The 22,875-nt window shown below is 52.8% G+C and carries 18 protein-coding genes; 6 read left to right on the forward strand and 12 right to left on the reverse strand.

Annotated elements, in window-relative coordinates:
- Positions 1–574 precede the first annotated feature (574 nt).
- Positions 575–3,946 (reverse strand): hypothetical protein, encoded by a 3,372-nt coding sequence (locus tag P8N76_26755; protein ID MDG2385299.1) that lies wholly within the window; start codon positions 3,944–3,946, stop codon positions 575–577.
- A gap of 298 nt (positions 3,947–4,244) precedes the next feature.
- Here P8N76_26755 and P8N76_26760 point away from each other — a divergent pair, with 298 nt between their 5' ends.
- On the forward strand, positions 4,245–4,613 hold the full coding sequence (locus tag P8N76_26760; protein ID MDG2385300.1) for a nucleotide pyrophosphohydrolase: 369 nt from the start codon (positions 4,245–4,247) through the stop codon (positions 4,611–4,613).
- Between the two features lie 56 nt (positions 4,614–4,669).
- Here the strand turns inward: P8N76_26760 and P8N76_26765 are convergent, their stop codons facing one another.
- The 4 genes from P8N76_26765 to P8N76_26780 all read right to left on the reverse strand — a co-directional run bounded on the left by P8N76_26765 (position 4,670) and on the right by P8N76_26780 (position 9,855).
- Positions 4,670–5,356, reverse strand: coding sequence for a hypothetical protein (locus P8N76_26765; GenBank protein MDG2385301.1), 687 nt, complete (start codon positions 5,354–5,356; stop codon positions 4,670–4,672).
- A gap of 321 nt (positions 5,357–5,677) precedes the next feature.
- Positions 5,678–6,340, reverse strand: a complete 663-nt coding sequence (locus tag P8N76_26770) for a hypothetical protein (protein ID MDG2385302.1) — start codon at positions 6,338–6,340, stop codon at positions 5,678–5,680.
- A 366-nt stretch (positions 6,341–6,706) separates the two neighbouring features.
- Positions 6,707–8,113 carry a DUF839 domain-containing protein gene (locus P8N76_26775; protein ID MDG2385303.1) on the reverse strand — a complete coding sequence of 469 codons (1,407 nt, stop codon included), beginning with the start codon at positions 8,111–8,113 and terminating at the stop codon, positions 6,707–6,709.
- Between the two features lie 347 nt (positions 8,114–8,460).
- Entirely contained in the window at positions 8,461–9,855 is a 1,395-nt protein-coding gene (locus tag P8N76_26780; protein ID MDG2385304.1) for a cytochrome c peroxidase, read from the reverse strand.
- Between the two features lie 453 nt (positions 9,856–10,308).
- Between P8N76_26780 and P8N76_26785 the strand changes: the two genes are divergently transcribed.
- Together P8N76_26785 and P8N76_26790 are read left to right on the forward strand one after the other, a co-directional pair.
- Positions 10,309–10,524, forward strand: coding sequence for a hypothetical protein (locus P8N76_26785; protein ID MDG2385305.1), 216 nt, complete (start codon positions 10,309–10,311; stop codon positions 10,522–10,524).
- A gap of 752 nt (positions 10,525–11,276) precedes the next feature.
- Complete coding sequence (locus P8N76_26790) at positions 11,277–11,600, forward strand: hypothetical protein (GenBank protein ID MDG2385306.1); 324 nt, start codon at positions 11,277–11,279, stop codon at positions 11,598–11,600.
- A 15-nt stretch (positions 11,601–11,615) separates the two neighbouring features.
- Here P8N76_26790 and P8N76_26795 read toward each other — a convergent pair whose 3' ends face one another.
- Positions 11,616–12,818: an ADP-ribosylation factor-directed GTPase activating protein isoform b gene (locus P8N76_26795; protein MDG2385307.1), complete on the reverse strand. Its 1,203-nt coding sequence runs from the start codon at positions 12,816–12,818 to the stop codon at positions 11,616–11,618.
- A gap of 222 nt (positions 12,819–13,040) precedes the next feature.
- Between P8N76_26795 and P8N76_26800 the strand changes: the two genes are divergently transcribed.
- Together P8N76_26800 and P8N76_26805 are read left to right on the forward strand one after the other, a co-directional pair.
- Positions 13,041–13,733, forward strand: coding sequence for a zinc metallopeptidase (locus P8N76_26800; GenBank protein MDG2385308.1), 693 nt, complete (start codon positions 13,041–13,043; stop codon positions 13,731–13,733).
- Between the two features lie 303 nt (positions 13,734–14,036).
- Positions 14,037–14,471 (forward strand): hypothetical protein, encoded by a 435-nt coding sequence (locus P8N76_26805; GenBank protein MDG2385309.1) that lies wholly within the window; start codon positions 14,037–14,039, stop codon positions 14,469–14,471.
- Positions 14,472–14,723: 252 nt separating this feature from the next.
- Here the strand turns inward: P8N76_26805 and P8N76_26810 are convergent, their stop codons facing one another.
- The gene (locus P8N76_26810) at positions 14,724–15,647 is read right to left on the reverse strand and encodes a hypothetical protein (protein ID MDG2385310.1); all 924 of its coding nucleotides are present in this window, start codon (positions 15,645–15,647) and stop codon (positions 14,724–14,726) included.
- A 358-nt stretch (positions 15,648–16,005) separates the two neighbouring features.
- Here P8N76_26810 and P8N76_26815 point away from each other — a divergent pair, with 358 nt between their 5' ends.
- Positions 16,006–16,572, forward strand: coding sequence for a hypothetical protein (locus tag P8N76_26815; protein ID MDG2385311.1), 567 nt, complete (start codon positions 16,006–16,008; stop codon positions 16,570–16,572).
- 325 nt (positions 16,573–16,897) lie between these two features.
- On the opposite strand, the gene P8N76_26820 is transcribed toward P8N76_26815, so the two are convergent.
- The 5 genes from P8N76_26820 to P8N76_26840 form a co-directional block, all read right to left on the reverse strand.
- Positions 16,898–18,271, reverse strand: a complete 1,374-nt coding sequence (locus P8N76_26820) for a tetratricopeptide repeat protein (protein ID MDG2385312.1) — start codon at positions 18,269–18,271, stop codon at positions 16,898–16,900.
- A 127-nt stretch (positions 18,272–18,398) separates the two neighbouring features.
- The gene (locus P8N76_26825; protein ID MDG2385313.1) at positions 18,399–18,821 is read right to left on the reverse strand and encodes a CBS domain-containing protein; all 423 of its coding nucleotides are present in this window, start codon (positions 18,819–18,821) and stop codon (positions 18,399–18,401) included.
- Positions 18,822–19,522: 701 nt separating this feature from the next.
- A complete protein-coding gene (locus P8N76_26830) occupies positions 19,523–20,704 on the reverse strand; it encodes a DUF1080 domain-containing protein (GenBank protein ID MDG2385314.1) in 1,182 nt (393 codons plus the stop codon).
- A gap of 63 nt (positions 20,705–20,767) precedes the next feature.
- On the reverse strand, positions 20,768–21,187 hold the full coding sequence (locus P8N76_26835; protein MDG2385315.1) for a hypothetical protein: 420 nt from the start codon (positions 21,185–21,187) through the stop codon (positions 20,768–20,770).
- An 89-nt stretch (positions 21,188–21,276) separates the two neighbouring features.
- Positions 21,277–22,728 carry a hypothetical protein gene (locus P8N76_26840; protein ID MDG2385316.1) on the reverse strand — a complete coding sequence of 484 codons (1,452 nt, stop codon included), beginning with the start codon at positions 22,726–22,728 and terminating at the stop codon, positions 21,277–21,279.
- Between the last annotated feature and the right edge of the window lie 147 nt (positions 22,729–22,875).

Below are 22,875 nucleotides of genomic sequence, written 5' to 3' on the forward strand. Positions count from 1 at the left end.
TAGGAAGGGCCCTTTTTTTCAATGCGATTTAATCTTCGGTGAATCACATTCGGGAATTGAATCCAGGCAGTTTTTTTCCATCTCGCACTATTTCAGCTGCAAAAATGGTCCAGCTGGTTCAATCTGCCAGTCGGTTTGAGTATATCCATAGACGGGGGAGGAAGCCCCTGAGTCGTTGCTTCGTCCGCCGGGCGTAGTCGTTGGAAAGTGACCTGCTGAGCGATGGATGATCCTGATAGGAACGCCACAGTTCGTCGAATGTCTGCTGGAATCAATTCGAAGCAGGTGACTCGAGTCGTCGTTGCAGCGGGCCTCTCTAGGTAGGGTGTCGCAAGACTTTTGTAGCGAGTCCACCAGGACATGTCGTCCGCTGAAATGATTGCCCCCGACGAGCGTGTGTAGAAAGGAAGTGGAGCAGGGCAGTCGGAAGTGTTCTTGCTGCAGATCCCGGCTGATCACCAATGTTACTGGAATCGGGCCGGAACAGACGTTTGCGTCGATACCCTAGCAAAACGGCAGTTGCAATTCTCTCGGTACCCAAGAAGCGATGGGACCGAATGATCATCGATTCGTATCAGTCGGGCCACCAATCAGGCATCTCGTCTCGACCGCGTAGGGTGCCTTGCGATGATTGCTCGCGTTTTCGATTCTCAAGAGGGGGAAGGGCGTAGTTCGGACTGCTTGGTTGTGTCGGATGCGATGAATCCAGCCGATGCCATTTGGATGGCGGCGTGTTGGACCGATCCGCTCTGTTTGTCTGGTTGTTGGCCTTTTGGTCGATCGATTGCGGCTGTTCAAATGAAGTAGGCGAGACGGGTTGTTGCTGTTCCCAACTTATCTCGAAAATGGATTTTTCCCGTGGCAGTTGTTGCTGATCGGATTTGTCTGCCATTGTGGTAAAGGGGGGGGAGGTGGTGGACGCTGGTGGGGAACTCATTTCGGAGTTTGGAGCTGTTGTTGGGTTCTGAGCGGCCACTTGATATTCCACCGGAATCCAGTCGATATCGTGCGGTGGTTCAGGTTGGAATTCGGTTGGCTGTGCACTCCCATCATCATCAGCTCGATGAGGGAAGGTCTGATCGGTTAGCGGAAATTCAACCGAGTCCGATTCAATGACTAGCGGCTGGCTAATCTCAGGCAGCATCAATTCGGGTTCGTCCGTTTGTGGTGCTGTGATTCGAAGTGTAGCCACTCCGGCCGTTGCAAAAGCCGCTTCGACGTCATCTCGCGATGTGAAGAGGAAGATCTGGAGGTTCCGTTTTGCCGCTTCACGGAATAGCTTTGCCAGGCAGAGGTCGTTAGATGATTGCTCGGTGAAGGATTGGTCCGAAAAGATTGCCGGCAATGGAATCCCGCGTTGGTTTTGTAGTATGATTGCTGCTAATTGCAGGCTGAGCATCGTCAGACGGGCATCAAGCTCCGGCAATTCGCATAGCGGACGGGCTTCTTTTTTTTCAATGTAAAGGAAGTCTTGAGTGTCCGTATTGTATTCGATTTTCGCTTCGTCTCGACCTGCGGCATTGAGAAGTTCGGTGGCAAGGTTCAGTCCTTCCGGTGGCGGAAGCTTCTCGGCACCTAACTGTAAACTGTCAATGATTTCCAAGCCAATCTCCTCGATCCCCAAACGCTGGGTTTGTTGACTGAGATGGCGATCTAAGACTTCTCGTTCGTGCCGTGCCGTTGCGACTGAACGGTTTGTCACGAACGGGTGCAAAGCCTGTTCGAGACGTTTGCGTTCTGCGTCGATGCTGATCTTTTCTGCTTGGCGTGCTTGGATTTCTGATTGGTGCTGCTCAATTCGATCTTGGAGCGTCGTTTCTTTGTGTGACTCAAGCAGCTCTTTGATCGGTGATTCGGCGACTTGGTCGTTCAGGCTTGCATCGATTTGGATCTGCAACGCCTCTAATTCTTCTTTCAGCGGCTTAATCTGCCGACGGTCTTGGATCTTCACACGCAATTGTTCGACGTCATTAACACCGGTCCGTGCAAAGATTTTGTTTCGCTTTCGTTTGTGTCGTTTGATTTGCTGTTGGCAAGCGACCATCTGTTGCTGCGATTCATGACTTGTTTCGACGGCGGCAAAATCGGAATTGGATTTTGTTGCTTGTAGCCATGTCAGAACTGTCTCCACATCGGCTTCTTGAACCGATTCAACAGTTCGATTCAAAGAGCTGGCCGCCTGTTGTTGCCAATGGGAGAAGGAGCTTTGATGCTGAGTCAATTCCGCTTCCAGCTCCGCAATTTCACGGTTGGGCACAGAGTCTGAGTTGATGAATCGCATCTGCAGGCTCTCCATCGCATCGGTGATTGTCGTGTCGGGGGCGAGGTCAAGCGTTCTGAGTAGATCCGTCCATGATTTTTTCGCTTGTTCCAGCTCGTTAAGCGTGGAGGGTAGGGGGATCGTGTGATCGTCCGAATGGGTTGTTTCTTTGCAAACAGCAAGTTTTGGTTTTGAATCGCTCTCGCTCTCAGGCTCTGCTTGCTCGATTTCGGTGATCAATTGGTCAATTCTTGCACGGTGATGTTCGAGTTCTTCGACGGCCGGCTGTTCGAGGCTAACTTTGAGAAAAGCGACGGCGCCGAGTGCGGTTAGACCGAGTAGTCCAACGGTGAAATTGTAGCCGTTGAAATCGATTATCAAGGAGCCAAGAATCATGGCGACACCGCACGAAAACAGAGCTCCCAAGGCGAGGATAGCGGAGGGCGACAAGACGCGTCGATGCAATAGATCACGAGTCTTGTGCTTTAATGTTTCGATGCGCTGCCTAACTTCAATCACCGCGTGTTGGTTGATCGGCGCCTCTTGTCCGTTGTTCGGTGCTGAAATCAAGAGTTCGTCAACGCTGTCCAATTTGCGTTGAGTGGTGGTTGTGAGGCTTGCTTCATGGCGTGTGCGAGCAGCCGACAAGGCTGCCGCGGCATCCTCCAGGCGGCGAATGGTCGCGAAATCATCGTTTGTGCTTTGCCGAATTCGATCACGTTCTAATGTAACGTGAATCTTTGCGATCCGATTCTCACTCTGAATGATCGTTGACTTGGCTTGAATCAGCTCTTCAATCGGATTAGGTGGCACTCGCTCGGGTGGAGCTGGTTGATTGTTCCGAAGTGCCCGCAGACGCTGCCGGAATTCTTGGAGTTTTTGGTCCAACTGACGGACTCGTGAAAGATCTTTCGCGTGCACATGAATTGCCCGAAGTTGCTTCAGCGAGGCCTGGATCTCTGCGCGACGAGCCCACTGTGGGTGCAAGGTAAACGCCGCAGTGAGTAGTTTCAGCTGCTGTCTCGCTTCGCGGATCGATTCACGCAGCTCTTCTGAACGCGTTGCCGCTTCGGCTTGTTGTCGTTTGTGATCCAAGTATTGCTGGCGGCAATCCAGATCTGCTTCCAGCCTGTTTTGCAGTTGGTTTCTTTGCTGCTGGAGTTTTGCGAGGCTGTCTCGCAACTCTTGGACTTTTGCGACCCGCTGTTCTCTGACGACTACATCGATAGCCGGTTTCCTTGTAGCGGATGCAATCGGCTCGGTTAATGCCTGCATGGTGCCGGTGCGTTGCCACCAGCTAAGTCGATCTGAAAGGCTAAGTCCGTCCGTATAAAGTGACAAAAAGAGTTCCGCGCCGATTGACTGAATGCGATCGGGCAAACTGCTGTCGTTTGCCGGCCGTCCATGAGAATCGAGAACATGAAGTTCGCTTGCTGAATGGTTCGCGATTCTTATGAGCTCGATGGAAGCGGATTCGACGCCCGAGGATAATGATCCGCTGACGCCTTCAAGCTGGATGCCACAACGGTTGATTTCGCCTAGCAACATGGCGGGAATGAAATGTCCCAGCTGTTTCATCTTGGCCTCGACGGGGCCAACCACCACATTTAAACCCGCACGAAGCTTTTCCAGGCAGAGGTCGTCGGAACCTCCGAAACCGTCAACGTAGCATTCTCGGATGATCACTTCACCGCATCCTTGCTGTTGGTAAATCGAGACGCCCCAAGCTCTCGTTTGGATTCTGACCTCGCTTCAAGAGCCGTTTGCGACGCAATGCGTCGAAGTACGACAGTCGGAGGCAAGCTATCTGACTTTAATCTATCTGATTAGGGCAAGCGGGGGAACGTCAAACCGCTGGCGGCTCGTGTCGCCGACGTTCAATCTTGGCCCCTGGACGGCTTGTGCGGATCGGATTAAAACGCGGATCCGCCAGCACTCCTTGCGAGTTGCTCATTTTCTCAGGATCCGCCGGTATCACCTTGTTATGAATGATTCAACGACGACCGTCCAACAGTTGCGGCAGATGATGCAGGAATTTGTCGATGAGCGGGATTGGCAGCAATTCCACTCACCGAAGAACTTGACGATGGCACTGGCCATCGAGGCTGCCGAGTTGATGGAGCACTTTCAATGGCTCTCCGTGGAGCAGTCTCGAGCGGTGAAGGGGCGAGAGGAGCAGTTGTCTGCCGTTGGGGAAGAAATGGCCGACGTGCTCTGTTATCTACTGGCGGCCGCAAACGCGTTGGATATCGATCTCAGTGCGACAATGAAGAAGAAAATGATCAAGAATCGACAGAAGTATCCGGCCGACGAATACCGCGGACGGTTTGGCCCCAGCGATCCGCAGCAATAAAAAAACCGTTGGAGCGCAACTCCAACGGTTCAGCGTTTCAAATTTGAGCGATTCGATTACAGCAATCGCGTCAGGCCAAACAGGGACATCAGCCCCATGATGACCGTCAGGATAGCCGCCGGTTCGGGAACCGCTCTTGCACCGATGTTTGCCGTGGCATCGGCACTGAAATCTTCTAGCTTGCCCTCTGCAGATGTGCCGAGTCCCAATCCGCCATTGACGTCTGTCAGGCTGATGGAAAACGATGACTGCAGCAGGTTTTCTGGGTTGAGGATATTGAGCAGGGAACCGTCAGTGAACATCCCGAATTCGGTTGTTAAGAATCCCCCGGTTGCAGTACCGGCAACGGGACCGGAAAGTGTACCTTTCCCGAGCGTTCCAGACAGCAAAAGATCGTTGTTTTGATCGTACAAGTCGAAGGATCCACCTTCGGTAGCCTGGAGGATGGTCGTCCCAAAAATGGTGGGATTGTCAACCAGATCGATCGAGCTTAACGTGAAGGACGCATTGTCGCTTTCAATGGTGGATTCACCAGAAAGCGCTCCGAGAAACGTGACTTCGGTGTTTTGATCACCACTGGTTGCGCCGATTCCGTCGTCGGCTGTCGAGAGCACTGCATCAACTAAATTGATGTCTGGTAACGAGTCTGTGCTAAAACCTAACTTGATGATTGTTCCTGCTGTTGCGGGAACGGTCAAAACGAACACAGTTGTGATGACAAGGGTGGCGAGAGTTCGATTCATTAGCGGCTTCCTTTTAAATTGCGCAAGGCAAGTTCCATTGGGGGGCAATAACGTTGGACGCTCGGGATCGACTGACTCTTTTGCCCGCTAGGGCATTACTCTTACCGAAGTGAATCCCAGGCTTGTTGCAAGTCAAACCACGTTTAACTCATAGACCGTCCTCCGGCTAGACCCCAAATCCTGACTGTTGTTTCTACCGCCAACGAACCAATTTTAGCTGTGGATGGGGTGACACCACCTCATCCACAGTTTTGCTGGGTTCGGATCATCTCCCTCAAACTTTTCCGCTCATTCCACTTGCTTCGCCAAGGCTTTGCTGGCCTAGCGACGCAACCAGATGAGTGCGGATGCACTGCCTAACAGAAACAGGATGCAGATGCTCGAAGGTTCCGGCACTTGCGAGAACGTTTGGTCGACAAACGACATGTCAACTTGTTCACCCTCTGCCGCAATGAACAAAATGTTCTTTTGAACCTGCATCTCCTGAACTGTCTCAGGGAACACGATCCCGGCGTTTAAACGACTGTCATTGGTTGGGATACGTAAAATCTCATCCGTCGAATCGAAAATGGGCAGAAACGTTTCCGTAATGGTCCCAGAACTGCCTTCGGGCGAGACAATGTTCGCCGCCAAATGCGCTTCGCTGATTGCGTTCGATTCGTTAGTTACTTTGACGTTGTAGTAGATCAGTGCGTCGGACGCACCGTCGCCGGGTAGGTCAACGAAGCCACCTTGAAAACGAACGCCATAGTTTCCTTCGGCGTCTTCGATGGCTATTACATTGACTCGGTCGGAAGATGGCATATCACCGGTTGCCGCATAACCGAAGTCAGAGAATTCCTTGTCGCCGTTGGTGATGGTTCCGTCATCTTCGATCAGCGTGGAAAGCAAGATCGCTTCCGCCGATGCGTTCACCGCAAGCGTTGAGATGGTGATGATAGTCAGTATCCCCACGAGTGTAGGGACGTTCAAGTTGCTCTTCATTAGACACCCTCGCTTTCAACGCAAATTACTTCAATGGATGTTCAAACCTGCAAAATACCTTCTTGAAGGCCGATTCTATCTGGGTTTTGCCGAGTGTCAAGAGTTTGGGTGGAGTGAAGGGAATGAATGGATGAAATGGGTGTTCTGGGTCTCCGTGTCTGCTTCTGCCGAATCACCGGTCAATTCCTGGCGCTTTGGAACGGAGATGGATGAGACGGCGATTTGAACGGCTAAAACAGACCGACACGACCTCGAAGGTTTGATAGATCGGGCGATTTCGATCAGTTTTTAGTTTGATGGAAAATAAAAAAACGTCAGAACGAAGATGTCCTGACGTTTCAAAAAATGAACCATGTTGGGCCCGAACTAGGTCGATTTTGATCTCCAGGGGCCGGTGATTGCAACGGTCGTTCCAGCACCTTGGATGTTAACAAACAGAGTCGAACCGTCTGGCGAGAAGGTTACACCGGCAAATTCAGTGCGAAGATGATTGAAGCCAAAGTGATAACATTCACCTTGGGGTGTCACACCAGCAAGCCGCACGACGTTTCCGCTGCGGTCTTCGCAGAGGATCAAATCGCCCCAGGGCGCCACGGTGAGGTTGTCGGCGTTGTGGACTAGGGCGGTATCGTTCGGTTCGATAAACAGTTCCAGATGGCCCGGATCGGCGGACTCACGGGAAGTCGCCTCGTCGTAGCTGGGTTTGTATTTCCAGATCTGTCCGAGCTTGCTGTGGCCACCGCTGGTGCAGGCGAAATAAAACTCGCCGTTCCCATACCAAATGCCTTCGCCGCGGGCAAAGCGAGTTCCTCCGGCGTCGAAGCCGCGTTGTCGCAAATCATCCTCGGGAGAAGTCACATCATCCATGTCGATCCATTCGACGGCCAATTTATTCCCTATCGCGACGGTGTCTGGGTTGGTCCAGTTTCGCGTGTCGAGCTGTTTTTGGTCACGAACGGCGAGAGCCTGGAGGCGGCCACCTGCCTTGAGATTACCCGGTTGGTTGGGCACGAAACGGTAAAACAGGCTGTCGTCCCGATCTTCCGTCTCGTAAACGATTCCCGTGCGCGGATCAACGGCGATCGCTTCGTGGTTGAAACGTCCCATGTCGGTGAGCGGAATGGGGTCAGCCAGCTCCATCCGTGCCGATACGGGCACCTCAAAGTTGTATCCGTGGTCTTTTTCTGTTTTGAAATTCTCATTCGAGCCAGCGCGTTCCACGGTCTCTTCACACGTTACCCAGGTTTTCCAGGGAGTCGGTCCACCGGCGCAGTTGCGAATGGTGCCTGCGAGGCTGAGGAACTCGCGAACGACCTGCCCCTTACTGGTGTCATAAACGACTGTCGTCGTCCCTCCGGATGAGGGTGTTTCCCCGTGTCCAAGGTCGTAGATTTTGGATGGATCGACTAGTTTGGCTCGCTCTCGATTCTCGCCGAAAGGTCCCGTGTTGTCAGGGCTGAGTTCATGGTTGCGAATCAAGACCGTCAGACCGTAGGGCCCCGGTAAGGCGGCCATGCCGTCCGGTGCTCCCGGCACGAGCAGACCATCGCTCATTTCCTTCCCTTCCTCCGAAACGATGCGATAGGAAAAACCCCGTGGCAGATCCAGCAGGCCTTTGGGATCGGTAACTAGGTCACCGTAGCCAATCGGAGCCTTGCCCGCGGCGTCTTCCGCTGCCCGTGCTAAACCATCATGGACGAAGCTCTTCAGGCCCATGAATCCCGCTGCTACAGCGGCCGAACTTTTTAAAAATCCTCGACGAGAGTCGCTCATAGTCAAACTACCTCGGTGTGGTACAGGTCTCTTATCTTCAATGCATCTGTCTGAAAAAGAATTTGGATCTTTGCAAGGAAAATTAGCTCGAATGGATCCCAGTCAATCAGACGCTGGCGGGTCAATGCCCTGTGCGTAAATGTCCTCTCATCATAGATGGCTTGAGGTGGTCCGCAAGCGAACTTAACACACTCTTAAAGAAAGCCCCGCCGATTCAAAAGCAGCTCAGGTAACCTTGACACAAAAGGCCAACACGGTGGTTGCCCTTTGCCAAGCAGATCCGCCCTCAAGATGGGCGGATCTGCTTGGGAATACCCGAGGAAGGGGCCGTTTCGGAGCGAAACGTTTTATTGGGGAAGTCGGCTTTGCTCCACGACGGGGAATGAGCCAGTCAGGCCCTCGACCATGAATGCAACCAAATCTTTTTTCTCTTGATCGGTCAGATTGAGTTTCTTGACCTTGTCGCTTAAGTGAGGGTTCGGATGCCCGCCTTTGTCATACCAATCGATCACCTCTTCGAGTGTCTTTTGGCTGCCGTCATGCATATAGGGTGGCGAGTTGACGATGTTTCGCACGGTCGGCGTCTTGAAAGCACCTTTGTCCTTCTCGTCTTTCGTGACTTTAAAACGTCCTAGATCCGGCTCGTTAACTTCCATCCCCACCCCGAGGTTGTGATACTTTTCATCCGTGAAATTCGCACCAGCATGGCAAGCCGTGCAGCCGACGCGATCCGAGAAAAATAGCTCGCGACCTCGCTTGGCACTCTCGGTCATTTTTTCACTGCCCGCTAGTGCAACCTGATATTGAGCATACAGTTCGGGATCCTCTTCCTCTAAGTCTTCAAGTTCGTCCGCGTACGATCGTTCGATCGTGCGAACCGTTTCAAAATGGTCGTAGGGGGTTGGACCTGTGACGAGCGCCCGCTCGAAGCTGGCGATGGCCTTGGTAATGTTGTCGATCGAGATCTCTTCGCCGGGGAATACTTTTTCAAATTGAATTCGATAACCGTCAATCGAGTTCACGGTTTCAACTGCCTTTTCGTGCGTGTTTCCCATCTCAATCGGATTTGCGATCGGTCCCGCAGCTTGCTCTTCTAATGACTTAGCTCGGCCATCCCAGAACTGGGGGCCGGATAGAATCCGGTTGTAGCTGATTGGAGAGTGGCGGTCGCCTGTCTGACCTTCAACCCCAACGCCGAATTGAGTCTTCCGTCCGTAGCCGTCCTCCGGGTGATGACAGCTGGCGCAACTGATTGTTCCGTCCGATGAGAGTCGAGCGTCAAAGTAAAGTTGCCGCCCGAGCTCGATCTTCGCCTTGGTTAGCGGGTTTTCTGCAACGCCCTGGACATTCGCTTGGGCTGCCGACAGCCCGACAGGTAGAGTCGGTTCAATCACCTGATGATTCGAGGGGGCATCAACATAAATTTGAATCTGAGCGACGGTAAGTTCGCCTTCGCCGGGAATTCCTGCGGTGAGGACTTCATCCCCCAGCACGACAGGCTCCTTCTCTGTTGGAGCCGGTGTGGTTGGAGCCGGTGTGGTTGGAGCCGGTGTGGTTGGAGCCGGTGTGGTTGGGGCCGGTGTGGTTGACGAAACGGCGGCCGCTGAGCCTAATGAAGCAGTCGTGGTACCGCTGTCCGGTGCTTTCGCTTTGGGCTGACAGCCGAAGGCGCACATGGCGGTGGCACACAGCACGACGACGGAAACAATACGTTGGTTAACATACTGAAACTTTGCTGGCATTAAATTACCCTTTGCTGGCAGGTGAGATTGTCAACAGGAGTCTCCGACGCTTCGAACAAATGGCGCGATTCGAACGCGTACCTCCGCTGCTGCGGATACTATATCGCCCCGATTACGAAAGTGACAGGGCGCAGCCGGCTTCGCTTTGCGATTCTGTTTCCAAATCACTGATGTCAATCCACGATGCCGAGAATGCAATAAATGAAAGAACTGAAGCCAAAAAGCATTGGAAGGCTCCTCTTGCTTATCGTGTTGAGCCTAATCGCCGGTTGCTCCTTCGGCGAGGAGTCTCGATTGATTGGGAAATGGCAAAGCCAGCCGCTTGCTTTCGAGCAAAATTCGGTCGAGCATCGCTCTGTGGATTCGAACGAATCGGAAGCGACTTCTGCAGCAATGATAAATCGTCTTCTCTCCGGTATTTCGTTGGAATTTTCCAGCGGAAGTCGCTTTACCATGAAACTTGTATCCGCAAGTGGTTCTGATGATCTTGTCACGGGTGATTGGTCGGTGATTTCCACTAACGGAGATCGACAAATGATCGAGTTGGTCAGCGACCAATCGGATCAGGCGTTGCGCATGAAAATCAATTTTGAAAATGGGGGGATTGTTGCGAGGCAAGTTGATGGCGATAGCCGGATTGGTCCTGTCTTTTATCAACGGCTGAATTGAACTGAATCTAGCCTGGTAAATTGTCAATTAAAAATCTGGCGTTTGGCTCTCGCTGCTGATGCGAAGAGTTGCCTGCCGAAGACGGCACTCCACGACAGAGTGGCTTCCGGCCGATCGGAATTTCACATAATGAAAGATAACCGTAGCGGATTGGATTCGACCAACTAGGCTGATCGATACATTCCCTTCCAGAATGTAGGCTCAGCTCTTGGAACTAGCCACCTTGAGCTGAGCCGTCTCTTTTGGGGGCACGTTCAGCCTCACCATCAATTCTCGCTGGGCAGAATCTGGCGGATAGTTGTTGTGACCTTCATTACCGCTTCAGTGCAGTTGCGGCCTTTTTGAGCTGGTGATTCCTGCGACTAACGAATTACGCTGCGACCAGGTGCAATAGGTTTTCTTACGCGAACGCCCCACTTCCAGGCTGGGATTTTTCGTCGATTTGAATTTTTCCCGAACTCGCTTTTGGTGGTCGAGGCAACTATATTTCTTTCAACGTTGCAGAAACATTCGAGGTTCGAGGGATGATGAGATCTCGCGCGCGGTTTTTACTCTCGGCCTTCGTAGTGAACCGGGCACGATTCTTCGGTTCAGCCGCCGCCCATTTTTAACTAGACTGGCGACAAAAGCGGGTTCGCTGGTAAGTTTTCGATGTGACAGGCAAAGAATTTTCGAAGATTAGAAGAGTTACGTGCCGGTTTGACTCCAATCGTCGTATTCGGATTTTGAAAATTGGTAAGGACGTAGAATCGATGACAAATCGTGAACGATGGATTGTCTATCCTCTTTTAGCATTCGCGTTGATGATGGGGATGCGTAGCCAGGTCCAAAACCCGCTGTTGGTCCGCGCTCAGAAGATCGAATGCACTGATTTGCAGGTGAAGACAATCAACGGTAAGGCGCCGACAAACCAAGGAATGGGCGTGGTTTTGCCGATGGTCAATCAGGCGATGAAGCTCGTTTCCGAAGCGCAAGCAGCTTTGCAGGAGGTTCAGGCAGAAACCAAGATCACCGAAGCGACCGGAGAAGCGACCGGAGAAGCTAACTCAAGCGATCCTGGCTCGGACAAACGCTAGAAAGTCCGCCTACTCCTAATTTCGCTGGCTGTCGACTCGCGACTGTGCGGTGGCCTGAACGGAATTGTAAGATCGCGGACCGTAGAGGCGTTCCCGATAAAGAACTAGGCCGTGGATCGCGTGATATAACGCTCCGCACTCCAATTGAACTTGCCGAGTTTGGTTGCAGAGATCGCACAAGTGATTGGCTGCTCGAGTGACCCACGGTTCGGAGAGTTGCTCGTTGTTCATAGCCAGCACTAGGAATTCGAGCACATGGCCAGTTGTGCCCAGTCCAATCGCCAAGTCGGGTGAAGTGCCGGGGCGACGGAAATAGTTAGTCGATAAGGAACCGTCCGGATTTTGCCATCGACGGGCATCATTAATCGCTTTTTGGAGCGTTTCATCTGCTCTTTGCCACACGCCAGTCAGTTCGCCACCATTGGCCAAATGCTGATTCAATGCCATTGCCACACCGATCAAGCGGTGGGTTCCGCCGCAAGCGCTATTGTAAATATCTTGATCCAGCTCGCCCTCAACTAATCGTTCGACGGACCATGTCTGACCATCATTCGCCACCCAAGTGCTGTCGGTCGGTAGGTAGGATGTCAAACCAATCAGTGTCCAGCTCCACTCTTCATTGAGGTTCCTGGGTGCGTCACGTTGAACCTGTTGTAAAAAGTCGGTCATGTTGTATTCATCGGGTCCGACCTTGATTGTTTGGTCGGGTGCGAGACCGCATTGTGCGAGCACTGCCAGCCATTGATCGGCGTGACCTTGTCCTTTTTTGGTGCCTGGTTCGACAACCGCCCTGAGTCCGCGGCGTCCGTTTTCCAATTGATCACCAGGTTGGACGGACCAGCCCCTCATGGTGCCGCCATTGAGAACGTAGTCGACGGCGGATACGCTTTGACGATCTCGACCTACTTGGACTGGGAACTCGTGCTGGTAGGCCAGCACGCCGTGCATGATTTGCCAAGCGCCGTGGTCGTGCGTATTAAGGCGTCGTTTTTGGAGTGTGAAGTCAAGCACTCCATCCAGTTTTTCTCCCAACAAGTCTTTGTCTGGCCCAGGGCTGACCCGGGTGACGTTGGTCGTGTTCGAGTCCGCCGAGTCGGTTTCGGAGAGGCAGCCGGAGCTGAAAATGAGGGCTAACAGAGCGAGTCCGATCGAAGAGTACGTTCGAACGAATCGGTTGTTCTGATTTGAAGCTTGTAACGCAGCTAGTGGTTTTGACATGATTTTGGTGCACGCAAGGCCAAGGAAACAGGCCACCATCTTTGGTTTTCGATGTTAGGCCCAAATGGGGGAACGACTAATGAACCTAACGACCCTGCCAAGCCGCCTTGCCGCCGCTGGACCGCGAGTAAAGAATACAGGTAGCAAATGCAATCGTCCATGGTTCGGTTGCAGAGTGGCTACCCCTATACAGGATTATCATCGAAAGAATTGAGGCAAATAATGATTTTTGATCCTCTGTATCTGATTATATCGGCTCCAGCGTTCTTTCTGGCAATGTGGGCCCAGCATCGGGTGAAGACGGCTTACGGCGAGGCAAGCAGAATGCCGGCCCAGCTGAGTGGTGCTGCGGCAGCTCGCTACATCCTGGATTCTGCAGGGTTGCAGAACGTCAATATCGAGCAAACGCCCGGTCATTTGTCAGACCATTACGATCCACGGGCAAACGTACTGCGATTGAGCGATGATGTATACCGCGGTCAAAATCAAGCGGCGGTTGGGATTGCGGCCCATGAGGCAGGGCATGCAATCCAAAAATCTCGCAATTATTTGCCACTCGTTTTGCGGAATTTGGCGGTTCCTGCTGCTAGTTTTGGTAGCCGTGGAGCGATTTTTATTTTGATCGGCGGATTTTTCCTTTCGGGGATTTCGGAAGCATTGGGCGGTATGATGATGGACTTTGCCTTACTGCTTTTCGGAGCGGTGGTGGTCTTTCAAGTCGTGAATCTGCCTGTCGAATTCGACGCCAGTAATCGGGCAAAAGCTGAATTAGTCAATCTTAATATTGTTCCAGCGGGGGAGATGATCGGTGTCAATCGCGTCCTGAATGCGGCGGCGATGACTTACGTTGCCGCGACTTTGGCGGCGGTCAGCACCTTTGTTTACTTCCTGATGCGGTATGGAGGTCGGGATTGACGTATTTCACTGTCGAGCGTGCTGCCGAACCGCTCCATTGGGCTAGCTGTGCTGGAAACGGTTAACTGTTGGTATTCGTGCGAGCCAGCTACCACCCGGATCGCTTTCCATCCATTGTGGATCGATGTGGGGGGAAACGAATTGCCTGGGCGTTTTGAATTGAAATCGACGTGGACACCGGACCATTCGATCATTATGCTCGCCACGCCAATAGTTGGCTCCGCTCGCTGGGAGCAAAAAGCCAGGGTGCACTCGTCCGCTGGTCGACCTGCACATGCTGGCAATTCAGAGAAAGGAATCCTGATGAATCAAACGCCCGCTGCCATTTTAGTGCTTGCCGCTTCTATCTTTAGTTACGTCGCGCAAACAGCGAGCATTAATTCGGAGGGTCAGGCGTCAGTGATGCTCACACTCACTGCAATTGCAGTCGGATTGTGGGGAATGGTTTCTCTATTTTCCACCAGTATGCGTGAGCGAGAAAAGTTGATTGATAGCAATACGCGGCTGGAAGTTCTTGACCGAATGATGGAGAGTGAACCGGTACGTGCGATCAAGCAAGCGAGCCAGCGAATTGCTCGTGCTGAAACAAGTAAAGCGAAGCCAGACGTCAATCTATCGGCCGAACTCGAGGCGCAATTGAATGCCATCTCTCAGCTGTCAGGACGTGAGCGATCCGAGATTCTTGAGGAAACGCTTCGCAATCATTTACCGCGTGCAGGAACTTCTCGAGCGGCGTAAATTTACTGCGTTCGAAAAAACTGGCTACGCCCAAGAGGTTGTCGGGGTTGAGCGATGCGCATTCAATGGCTGTTAATCTTGTTGGCTGTCCTGCTGACGCTTGTTACCTTGCGTTTACTGGGCACGGTTGGGAGAGTCTGCTGGAACGCCACTCGCTGTTTAGGTTTTTGGACTTCCCGAACGTGGGGAGTTGCGTTCCGCTAGGTTGCACCAATCACACCGACGGCTGTAGCGTCGATCGGAGTTGGCAGATCAGCACTCGGAATTAGTCGATTGATTGTCAGCGAGTCGGCTATCGATCCATGCGGGTGACACAAAACGCCGCAGTAAAGTGCGAAAGCTGACCTCCATTTCTTTGTCGAGCTTTTGCTGAGTCGGATTCGGTGTTTCCCCCGAATGTTCTGTGGCCAGAAAACCTCGCCAGCTGAGCCGTGCCTTCCAGTCGTGCATTCGAGTTGCATGGTTCATTCGTTCCATGACTCGCAAGGCCCAAACTGTTCCGAATTGATCTCGGAAATCGGTCCAGACTTGATCCCACCCACTGGCGGTTCGCTGTTTGCGTGTCTGAAGCCAAGCCAATGCGATCGCGCCGGTGATCATCGGTAACGCCAGCCAATGCCATCGTTGCCAATTCCAGCTTTGCAAAAAAGGTAACTGGCCGCCCAGCAGAACGATTTGTGCGGCAGTTACCAAGAGGGTGGCGATTCCAAATCGAGTTGGCAGCTGGTTGGAGCAACCGATCGCAATCAGCAAAAGAAGAAACCACTCCCAAGTCGGATGGAGTGAGAAAACTGTACCTCCGGCGAATGCGAGATCCTGCGCTGCGGGAAGTGCGAGCACAAGCCACAGTGAAGCGACGATAAATTGCCAGCCTCGATCCTGAGGACGTTTGGCGCCGAGGACTGCCATGGTTGGGCAAAGCGTAGAAATCGAGGCAAGGTATCGCCACGTCGAAGCTGATGGGGGGGCGAGCCAGCCAATGGCCGTTTCGGTGAATGAAACGACCAGCAACGAGAGCATTATCCAGCGGGCGGGCGCGACCAACGTCGTCCCTTGCAAACGCGGGAGACGCGTCAGGACGAGAAATATTCCTAAGCTGCCGAAAATCAGGGCGAGCTGCGCCGATGCCCATGATTCTTGTTCTACGATAGCGGTAGCCACCGGAAGCAGGTTCATCTTCTTTTTACTTTCTATCGCTGGCTTAGTGCCAATTAACGTCTCGGGCAGTATTCGATAAAGCCTGCAGCTTAGGTTGAGTTTGCGGTCGCGACATCGCTCAAGATGCTTGTTCAGACGGTAAAGTTTCTGCCTCTTCCTTAATGTCGTCAACTGTTGGTGAGGGTATTGTTTACGTAGTAGCTGCAGACGCACCTGATTTGGAGAAGTCGACGGAAAAAAAAGCGGTGATCGTTTGCATGGGGCTTGACAGCGCGTATGCTTCACTTGCCACCCGCGAGGCTTGTCCTCCAAGCTCTCTTCGCGGCATGGTCTGCAACTTAACGGACGCTATCCCCGGTCGAAAGGAGGTCCGACGATGAGAATCATCACGCTATTGTTTGTCGCCTCGTGTGTCATGGCGACGTCGGTTCAAGCACAAGTCGGAAAGACGGTTGTTGTTTCCCACGGTCACAACTCTTTCGTATCTCAAGACCAGCACGCCGACCCCTACGCTGGTGTCAACGTTTACGGATGTTGCGAGGACGATGTGAGTTACTGCTTTGACCTTTGGTCAACCTACTGTAACGAGCGAAAGCCACAAGGAGCCTGCTGTTTGAGGGGCGGTTGTCGGATGGCCGCCTGTGGTTGCAACAATCACCATGGTATTTTTCGAAATAAACCCTGTTGTGGAAACCCGTTGGGACTGCGGCACCATGCTTCAGACTGTGACAGTTGTTCCAAACCCGGTTGTGACTCAGGAGGCGGTGAGGTGGGGGGCTCGAACAAGGGCGATCCCCCATCACCCGAGACGACTTCGGAGCCATCCGTTTATAATAGAAACGATCGCGGCTTGTCTCAGGCGGCGGTCGGATTGCCTAGTGAGTCAGCTAAAACCGCCTCGAGAATGAGACGCTGGACGCTACCCTACAAGTGGAACAAATAACCTGAATTAGCAAGAACTCGATCTGACGCTACACCCAGTTCGATTCAGCCGGAGCTCGACCTCGTCGGGACTCCGGCTTTTTTTGTACACATCGCTCGTGTTTTCGTGGCAGAGTCGGAACTTTCGGTACGAATCGAGAAATCCGCTTCAGGCGGCACATCCGTCGCGCCGATGAGTTCTATACGACCATATTACCGGGAGGGCGAGGGTATCGACCTTGGTTGGACTCTCGTTTCAGGATGGAGGTCGTGGTACGACGACGGAGCGACGTGCCACGACCTTTTTCATGCGCGGGCGTTAGCTGCGGAGGAAGTTTCAATCCGCCCTAGTTTTGCAGCTTTGCCAGCAGTTGTTCGGCTGCCTTGCGGTTAGGGAACATCGCATCGCTGGCCAAGGTCTTTTGGAGAATCGCGTTGGCCGCGTCGTTTTGCCCACTGTCGTAGAGAATCTGAGCTGCGTGATAGGCACTGTCAGCGCTGACACTCCCCGCACTCATGGCTTGTTGAACCGTGCGAACGGCATTGGCGTTTTGCCCCAGTCGGGAAAGTACCCAGCCATAGGTGACGGCTGCTTCTCGTCCGGCCGCCTTGGAAAGGTCCGAGTGGATGCGTGAATTGAGGCGAGCGTACTCTAAAGCCTCCGCTCGCTTCTTCTCGTCGGCTTGATCAACCATGACAAGCGACAGTTGCGTCATGGCGCCTAAATTGTTCGGCGATTGGAGATGGGCCTGTTTGAACGCTTTTTCCGCAGTTGGAAGGTCGTTTTCAAAACGAGCAATCAAGCCAATGTACAACTTGGCATCGAGCGAATCGGGGGCGATTTTTGCCGCTGCCTCCGCATTTTCTTTCGCCATTGGCAGGTTGTTTGCATCCAACGCCCATTTGGCCACTGCCAATCTTGTCTTTTCGTTGTTGCCGTCGTTCTTGGCGGCTCGCTTCATCATCGCTTCTGCGTTGTTGCGATTTCCTGCCTGCTCGTAAAGTAATCCCATGTTAACGTCGGCTGTGGCCGTTTCGTCCGGTTTGCTTTTGTGCAGAGCCTGGAAAACTTTGTAAGCCTTATTCTCGTCATCCCGATTCTTTGACATCTTGAACATCACGCGACCGAGTCGGGTCATCGCAAGTGCATTGGTCTTGTCGAGTGCCAACAACGCTTGAAGTTGTTTCTTCGCTTCAGCCCAATTTTCTCGCAATTCAGCCATGCTGCCAAAACCGCCATGAATGTTGACCAAGAGACGATTTTTTCGCTTCGGGTTGGCCGTGTAGGCCTTTGTCAGTTCCAACGCCTTTTTGTACAGCAGATCTGCTTCCGTCCAACGTCGGTTTTGAAAAGCTAATTCGCCCAAATAGACGTAAGCGGCCGGATCGGTGGGATTGTTCCGAGCTGCTTCTTCCAGGGCCGTTCGGCCGGCAGAGAGCTGATTCAGTCCGAACAGAATTTGAGCCAACATGATATCGGCGGGAGGTAATTCCGGATTGCTTTTGCTCGCTGTGCGGAGCAGTTCTCGAGCTTCCCCAACCTGGCCCCGTCGGAGTCGATCGATGGCCGTTTCGACGTCCTGGTATTTTGGTCCATATTCTTCCACAACTGGCTCTAAAATCGTTTTCGCGGATAGCGGTTGCTGCTGCGCGTGGGCCGAGGAGGCGATTACGAACGACGTGACTGTTGCGAGTAATATGAAGCGAAATATGAACCGCATGCGAGCTCTGTTGAGGTTGAGGAACAAGGACATTTCGTTACCACACTTTCCTGAAAGGTAAAGAGACTTTGAAATCTTCGGGGAGTGCTAGGCCTCGAACAGGGATGAGCATGGAACTCAGGTCGGCCTAATTCTGAATATAGTTTTTTAAATAGTGGTTTTCCATTGATAGTTGCGCGTGCTGAGCTTTTACGACGTCGCCAATCGATATAATCCCTATCAGTCGATCCTGCTCCACAACCGGTAGGTGTCGGATACGGTGGTCGGTCATCAAGCCCATGGCCGTGTTGATGCTTTCCTGCGGACTGCCAACAATCAGATCGGCTGTCATGGAGTGCTCAACTCGACTTGTGCTTAACGGAGATCCCTGGGCAGCGGCACGCAAAATATCTCGTTCGGTGACGATGCCACACATCTTCTCTTTGTGGAGTACGACAAGCGATCCACAGTTGTTCTTGATGAGTCCGTTAATCACGTCTTGCAGCGTAGCATGCTTGGTGATTGTGTGTACCTTGTTCCCTTTGTAATTTAAAATCTGACGCAATTTCATGATCAGCACCTTCGTACAGCAAGGATGATTGAGACGTTCCGTACACAAAAAAAGTTTGCGACTCGGTTCCGTTTCTCAAAGGTCGCCTAGATTCCTGCTCAGAAAAAACTAACCTGCGCCTCAGCTGTCCTCTACTAAACATATTCCCGTCGGCGCTTCATGGTCAAATTTTTGTTTGTGAATAAGTTCACAAACGACGAATCTCGATCAATGATGAGATTTTCAACGCTGTCTCCTACCTTTTCCTCGTTACGTAATTTGATGCGAATGGGCAGTCAACGGCTTGTCGATGGTCGGATCAGACGCAGAATTGGTGAACTTTCGGGGAAAGTGTACGCGTTCTGTTTCCAAAAAAGGTTGTCATGTTCGTCAAGGGTTCGGACTCACCCTTGGGTGATACTACGGCTGCTGATTGTTACCAAGCGAGTTAATAGAACAGACGGGCAATGGTTGTTGCTGGCGATCTAACGGGATGCACTCACTGACGGCGCACTTCCAGCGGTCGACGCAAGGCAAAGAAAGCCGCCGTCGGCTGCTGGAACTTTTGTGAGTCGGGAGAAAAAAGTCCGTCCGACGAAATTAACAAGCAGTCCAAGGCTTCCCCGGTTCGTGATGGCCGGGGAGCTAGGAAATAGTGGGAGTGATGGTTACTTGGCGCGTTAGTCTATTGAAAAAATATTTTGGAGAGCCGAATTGCGACGTTACCAGCGACTCGGGATTTCGACAATTTCTAGGTTGCGAAAGGAAAGGTCTGTGGTCGGGTCATGGCCTTGGATCATGATCGTGCCGGCCTCGGTGCGCAAACCGCGTCGTGGATTAGGGTCGGCTTTGCGGGTATCGGTCCAATCGGTGACTTGGAAACCGTTGACCCAGACTGAAATGTGGGGGCCATCCGCGAAAATTGTTTTGTTAAACCATTCGAAGTCATTGGGGACGACTTTTCTTGCGTTGACTCGTCGGAAGATTCCGCCGGTCCCACAGTCAACAGGCTTGGTGCGATCATCCTCTTTGAAACCGTTTTGGATTTGGCTTTCATAGCCATCCATTGTCGAGCCGGGTAGACAGCGGAAAAAGATTCCCGAATTAAGTTGTTCGCCGTTTGAGTAGCAGCTCAGTTGTAGAATGAAGTCACCGAAGCTGTCGTTTGTTTCGAGTTGGCCTCGCCCGTTCTTCACATTCAGCCAGCCTTTTTCCGTGACGGTGAATTCGCTTTTCATCTCGGGATAGGTTTTCCATCCTGCGAGGTCGACGCCGTTGAAGATTGGGTTCAGGCCGAGCGGTTTTAGTTTTACATTTCGAAACTCGACTTTTCCTGCGTTATGTTGCAAGCCGATAAATCCCTTGCCCAGTTTTTTGGAGTCGGTGTAATCCAGGATTTGTTTGCCGTCGAGTTTCACGACAATCTGTCGTCCCTGAGCTGTGACTTCGAAGGTATGCCATTCGTTGGCCGCTGCGCTGGTGTCCGATACTTTCTCCCGTCCCACCAGGCTGCCGGTCGGGAAGGGGTTGTCGGGCGGAGCGATATTGAGTTCGTAGCAATCTCGATCGACCTGAGACGGTTGGGGGGATGTTCGAAGGAAGATACCGCTGTTGGTTCCTTCGGCTGCCCGAAAGTCGACCTGAAGCAAGTAATCGCTAAATTGAGTCGTTGTACGCAATAGGCAAACGTCGCCCGAAGTGGCCAGGATCCGCCCGTTGTCCACACGGAAATCGGCGTCGCCAGCCGGACGCCAGCCGAAGAGGCTTTCTCCGTCAAACAACAGCAGCCAGCCTTCAGCGATTTCCGCTTCTGTAAGACTGTTTTCGGCAGCACGTGCCGGAACAGAAGCGATTGAGCCGAAAATCAGTAAGGTAGCGAGGATTCGCTGCATGGGTTGCGTCATGATTGGGTTCCTTGATCAAAAGCCGCATGGCGAGTCTGTTAGCGATGTTTTCCACGCCACAGATTACTGGAGCCGAAGGGTCGCCGTGAAGAGGTCGAGCAGACCTGGGCAGCTTTTCTGCGAACTAAGCCGAAAACAAAGCTCTAATTCGTTTGTTATCTGCAGTTGGCCGAGAATGTCGAAATCCACGTTGGCCGCCAGATTGAGCTCCGTCTGGTTCAGCCGGCTATGTTCGGGCTGGATTTCCGATGCGATGATGAGTCGAACTTGGCTCTGCGGGGTGAGGCCGCTTGGCCGTTGGAAACGTCGTCTGAAGAGGATCGGTCCCTGGTAGCAATCGCCTAGCCAATTTCGGAGGCCATCCAATTCACGGTAGTGAATGGTTACATGGGACGCGTCTTCTGCGGACGAAGGGGGGACGTTTTCGCTTGGCCGGACACATTGCCAAGGCCCCTGCAGGCGTATCTGGTGAGGCTGTTCCATGCTGATTGCGGCTCGTACGCTTCGTGCGTCCTTCGTCCTTATGCCAGGGAATCCTGGATCGATGTCAGGAAGACGGCCGTTTAGCCGATCTATTCTGGCAGAAATTCGCCAACAACACTTGCCTGTCGTACTTGGCCGGAGCTGAATTCCTGGCAGCGAATCAAAACTTCGACGCCACGAAGGGGAATTGGATATGGAGCCGACGTGTCCCGCTCGGTGGCTCCATCGACGATCCCATCTCCATCGTCGTCTAAACCGTTGGTGCCAATGTCCAAGCCGCCAAATTGTGGGACGCCATCCGTCTCGTATTTGGTCGACCAACTGCAATAGACGCGTGGGGCGAGCGGATTGAAGGTTCCGTTTAAAGAGCTCAAGCCTGACCGAGGATGCGGCAAGCCGGAAAAATGAGACACGGGAGGTTGAGAGTTAGGTTTTGGAAGATATCCGAGATCAACATAGGCACCAAGTCCGGCCTGCTGACCGGAACCGTTCGTCGTGTAAAATCCAGGGTCAGTCGCCGATACGACGTAGGGCGATGTTGGAGTCGGCTTGATGAGCGGTGATGAGCGGTCGAACACTCGGATGTCAAATGCCAACGCATCAGCCATGACGAGGTCTCGCCGATCGAGTGCTGGAATGAGCCAATCACGATTGACGGAAAAGGGGAAATTTCCTGGTCCCATGGTGTTTAAATTGGTCGGCCAGTGTGCGAATCGATTTTCACGGTTGGTTAAATCTTGCAGCGAATTGGCAACGAAACCGCTGGTCGACGGTCGGACGGACAGATCGTTAAGTGCGAGGAATTTATGATAGTCAGTGCCAGCGCTGGCAAGCTGTTGGCGGACGGCCGGGACATGATTCAAATCCGGGCGAATCAGAAGTACCCTGCGGTGAATGGCCAATCCGGTCGCGCCGGCTGTTGATGAAGCACCCATCGCCGGTTGCATGGGCTGAATCCACCAGACGACCTCCGCCAAAGGCGACTCATAGATCTGACCGCCAATCTGGCCCGTGAATGGTTTGCCTGTGCTCCTCAGAGTTGCCATGAACATGTCATCCGTGTCACCCAACACGTTGGCTACCCGGTTGAGGAACTCTGGACTCGTGACTTCCGTATCTCGCGGGGGTTGCCCATTTTCAACCCGCACTGCGAACGGGTCGGCCTGGGGGTCGGCCGTGTTAACGATACTGTCTCCGTCGATATCGCGGTCAGAACGGACGCCCTCAATAATTTCGAGATAACCCGCACCCGACGCCGGATCGATGGGTGGAAGGGTCCGAACGGTCACCCGATTAAGATCATTTTGCAGTTGAGCTGACACATTTCTCAACTGTCCAGAAAGTTCCAGAATGGTACGACTCTCGGTGACGTTCCCTCCGAGTACCTCGAAAACTCGTACCACAGCCAGCACAACTAACAGCGTCAGTGCGACGGAGACAAGAATTTCAACCAGAGTGACGCCGGTCCGGCGTACCCGGCGGCGGGGAAATCGGTGATCGCTGGCAGCCGCAAGCTGCAAATGAAGTTTCGGCAAGGCCACTTCACTACTCCCTCTTCCGTACACGAATGGTCGGCGGTTCTGAACTGGCCCCCATGAGTGTGAGTGGCAGCGGGCCTGTTCCCTCCCAAACTGCCCTCACTCTTCAATTCGAACTTGAGCCCCCACGTTTGTCAAGCAAGAATGCGA

It is taken from the genome of Pirellulaceae bacterium (genome assembly GCA_029243025.1).
Lineage (GTDB): Bacteria > Planctomycetota > Planctomycetia > Pirellulales > Pirellulaceae.